The 4,012-nt window shown below is 36.1% G+C and carries 3 protein-coding genes; all 3 read right to left on the reverse strand.

Features of this window, described 5'->3' with window-relative positions:
• The coding region (locus RT405_RS12065; protein ID WP_313469998.1) for an FtsW/RodA/SpoVE family cell cycle protein at window positions 1–798 on the reverse strand (798 nt) is incomplete at its 3' end.
• 370 nt (window positions 799–1,168) lie between these two features.
• Entirely contained in the window at window positions 1,169–3,013 is a 1,845-nt protein-coding gene (gene typA, locus RT405_RS12070; protein WP_035028629.1) for a translational GTPase TypA, read from the reverse strand.
• Between the two features lie 253 nt (window positions 3,014–3,266).
• On the reverse strand, window positions 3,267–4,012 hold a 746-nt coding region (locus RT405_RS12075), incomplete at its 5' end, for an inositol monophosphatase family protein (RefSeq protein ID WP_313470001.1).

The raw sequence follows: 4,012 nt of genomic DNA on the forward strand, positions 1-4,012 counted from the left end.
GCCTGTCTTTTGAATACTTTGTCCAATTCCAACACCAAAAAGGCCACCACGGCTAAGAGCATAGTAAGAGTTCACTAACTGTAGTCCAGCACTTTCAGACACTTCAAAAGGATCCCAAAAAGCTAAAAAACGATCATATTGATAAGCTTGCAGAAAAGGCAGTTTTGTACCGAAAATTCTAACCAATTCTACCACACCAAGTATCACTGTAATTCCTAGAGCGCCCATCGTAACACCTAATTTAGTCGAAACACCACTAGCGAAAATCATGATTACACCGATAAATAAAATAATAGCTGCTCCGCCTATATCGGGTTGAATAGCTATCAACAATAAAATCACGCCAAATAGAATGGCAGGCTGTTTCATTGAAGACCAAAAATCACGTACAATTTGCTGTTGTCTCCGGGAAAAAATGTAAGCAAAATACCAAATAACCGCAACTTTGGCAAACTCAGCCGGTTGTATCCCAACTGGGCCAATATTTAACCAACCTTTTGCTCCATTTATTTCTTCTCCAAAAATAAGAAGATAAATTAATAATCCTACTATGAAACTGATGGCGTACATAATTAGATTCTTGTGTTTTAATTTAGTATACCTGATGAAAAAGATAAACAAACTGATAAGTAATCCTGCTCCTACAAACAAAGCCTGCTTAATAAAATAATATTCTGAGTTATTGTATTCACTAATGGCAACGTAACTACTCGAACTGTAGACCATCAGTGTTCCAAATACAGAAAGAATCAAGTAGGGAATAAAAATATAATAATCTAAATACTTTAACTTTTTCATGCTCTCGGCTTAAAAGAAGCCCACGGCCTCCTTTATATTTTTATTTATTACTATAAAGCCTTCAGATACGTAGTATGCCTTTTTCTTAAAATGACTCAGCAAGAACCGATAATGTTCTGTCACTAAAACGAATCAATTTATACTACTAGTTAAACACTTTTTCTAAAGTAACAGTTTTATTATATCAACAAAAGCTTTATCCAACAATATGAAAGGCCAGGTATTTTTATTTGCCAGAAAATTAAGCTGTTTTAAGCCCAACTCATGAATGAAGCAGGCTATGCAATTCCATCATATAAGGTTTCAGGAAAACAAAAAAAGATTTCAAGAACATAAAAATGTCCTTGAAACCTTTTCGTACTCAAATGGCTTAACCTATTTGAGAAGTTTTATTCTTTTTAGCAGATTTTTCGCGTTCGCCTTTATTTAAGATCTGTTTACGTAAACGAACATTTTCAGGAGTAATTTCACAATACTCGTCATCTCCTAAGAATTCTAAAGATTCTTCCAACGTTAAATGACGCGGAGTTTTGATTACGTTTGTTTGGTCTTTATTCGCTGACCGGACGTTCGTTTTTTGTTTAGCTTTAGTGATATTTACCGTAATATCATTTTCACGAGAGTTTTCTCCCACGATCATTCCTTCATAAATATCAGTTGATGGTTCGATAAAAATCGTTCCACGATCTTCGACACCCATGATACCATAAGTTGTTGTTTTACCAGTTTCTGTTGAAACCAATGCACCGTTACGGCGTCCGCCAATTTTAGTTTTTAAGCGCGGCAAGTATTGATCAAATGTATGATTCATGATTCCGTAACCACGAGTCATCGAAAGAAATTCAGTAGAATAACCAATCAATCCACGAGCTGGTGCCAAGAAAGTTAAACGAACTTGTCCATTTCCGTTATTGACCATATCTTGCATTTCACCTTTACGTGCACTCAAGGATTCAATGATCGATCCCATATATTCTTCAGGAGTGTCGATTTGAACTAATTCAAAAGGTTCACATTGAACGCCGTTAAAGTCACGTAAAATAACTTCTGGACGAGAAACTTGTAATTCATAGCCTTCACGACGCATATTTTCGATTAAAATAGACAAATGCAATTCGCCACGGCCAGAAACGATCCAAGCATCAGGTGAATCCGTATTTTCAATACGAATAGAGACATCTGTATGCAATTCTGACATTAAGCGTTCTTCAATTTTGCGTGAAGTAACCCATTTTCCTTCGCGTCCTGCAAAAGGAGAATTGTTCACTAAGAAAGTCATTTGCAAAGTAGGCTCATCAATATGCAGTATTGGTAATGGATCAATGTGATCAGTAGGTGTGATGGTTTCTCCAACGAAAATATCTTCCATTCCTGAAACGGCAATCAAATCACCAGCTTTTGCTTCTTCAATTTCAACTCGATCTAATCCAAAGAACCCTAATAATTTAGTGACACGGAAATTCTTCGTTGTACCATCTAATTTACTCAATGTAACGCTGTCGCCAACTTTGATCGTACCACGGAAAACACGGCCGATACCGATACGTCCAACATAATCATTATAGTCTAATAATGACACTTGGAATTGCAACGGTTCATCAGAGTTATCAATTGGTGCTGGGATTTCTTTGATAATTGTATCAAAAACATAATCCATTGTAGGTTCTTGATCATTTTTGTCGTCTGAAAGACTGCTTGTACCATTCATAGCAGAAGCATAAATAACTGGAAACTCCAATTGCTCATCGTCTGCGCCTAATTCAATAAATAATTCAAGGACTTCATCTACAACTTCTGCTGGACGAGCAGCGTCTTTATCAATTTTATTTACAACAACGATTGGAACTAATTTTTGTTCCAAAGCTTTTTTTAATACGAAACGTGTTTGTGGCATAGTTCCTTCATATGAATCGACAACTAAAACTACTCCATCAACCATTTTCATAATACGTTCAACTTCTCCACCAAAGTCAGCATGGCCTGGTGTGTCCAGAATATTGATATGCGTGTCTTTGTATTTAACGGCTGTATTTTTAGCTAAGATGGTAATCCCACGTTCTTGTTCAATGGCATTTGAATCCATCGCTCTTTCAGCCAATTGGTTATGGGAATTCAATGTATCCGATTGTTTCAATAACTCATCCACCAATGTGGTTTTACCATGGTCGACGTGGGCTATAATGGCTACATTTCTAAGGTCTTCTCTTCTTTTCATTACTCTATTCCTCCAAGATTCTTCTTGTTATTTCAATGCTTCTGATTCGCTATCTATCTTTATAAAAATTATTCAACCCAATTTATGCACTTGAACTTTTCCATAAGCTTCTGCAAAATTCAGAATGAAAACGCATTGAAAACTTATGAAGACAACTATCAACTTGTCTATTCTACCACTAAAACAAATAATTGAAAAGAAAAAAGTTTGTGATAGCAGTATATTTTCGTTCTTTTTTATGCAACCGTTTTATTTATCGCTCTAAATGGTAGTTTTTCATAATTTCGTTATACGCTCTTGGCGTAGCCAAAATTGTTGCATTGTGCTTCAATAAATCGATCTTTTTGCCGTTTAATTGAGTGTATACGAGACCGACTTCTTCAGCTATAATTTTTCCAGCTGCAATATCCCATGGAGCTAACGATGCACCCAAGTACCCAACTAACCTACCTGTAATGACATGTACTGTTTCAAGACCAGCGGAACCAATCATACGTACACCGCTGCTGGCTCTTCCAATTTTTCTTGCTTCTTCGTTTGTTTCATCCGCCATTAAGCGATGACTAATGGCAATCAAGCCTTCGTTTAATGGTGTATCTTCCACGTTTTTTAATCTTCTTCCATTTAAATACGCACCTTGTCCTTTGGTTGCAAAATAAAGTGCATCTTCCATAACATCGTAGATATAACCTAATTGGCCTACCCCATTTTCGTAGATACTAATCATAATGGCAAAGTCATTTTGCTGTTTCACAAAATTTAAGGTCCCGTCAATAGGATCAATAATCCATACAATTCCTTCTAAGTCAGTCATTTGGTGGCCTGAGCCTTCTTCTCCTAAAATACGTTCCCCTGGAAAAAAAGCCTCGATTTTATCAATAAAAAATCGTTCAATTTCTTTATCAATATTTGTCACTAAATCTGTTCTATTGGTTTTTTCGTGAATCACAAGTTCATTCTCAAAAGAAGCTTTACTGATTTCTGCAGCCTCTAAGATCC

It is taken from the genome of Carnobacterium sp. (assembly GCF_032094055.1).
GTDB lineage: Bacteria > Bacillota > Bacilli > Lactobacillales > Carnobacteriaceae > Carnobacterium_A.

Bases quoted from the DNA above. Each gene is read 5' to 3' on its own strand.
- typA (WP_035028629.1), bottom strand. From the start codon at position 3,013: ATGAAAAGAAGAGAAGACCTTAGAAATGTAGCCATTATAGCCCACGTC.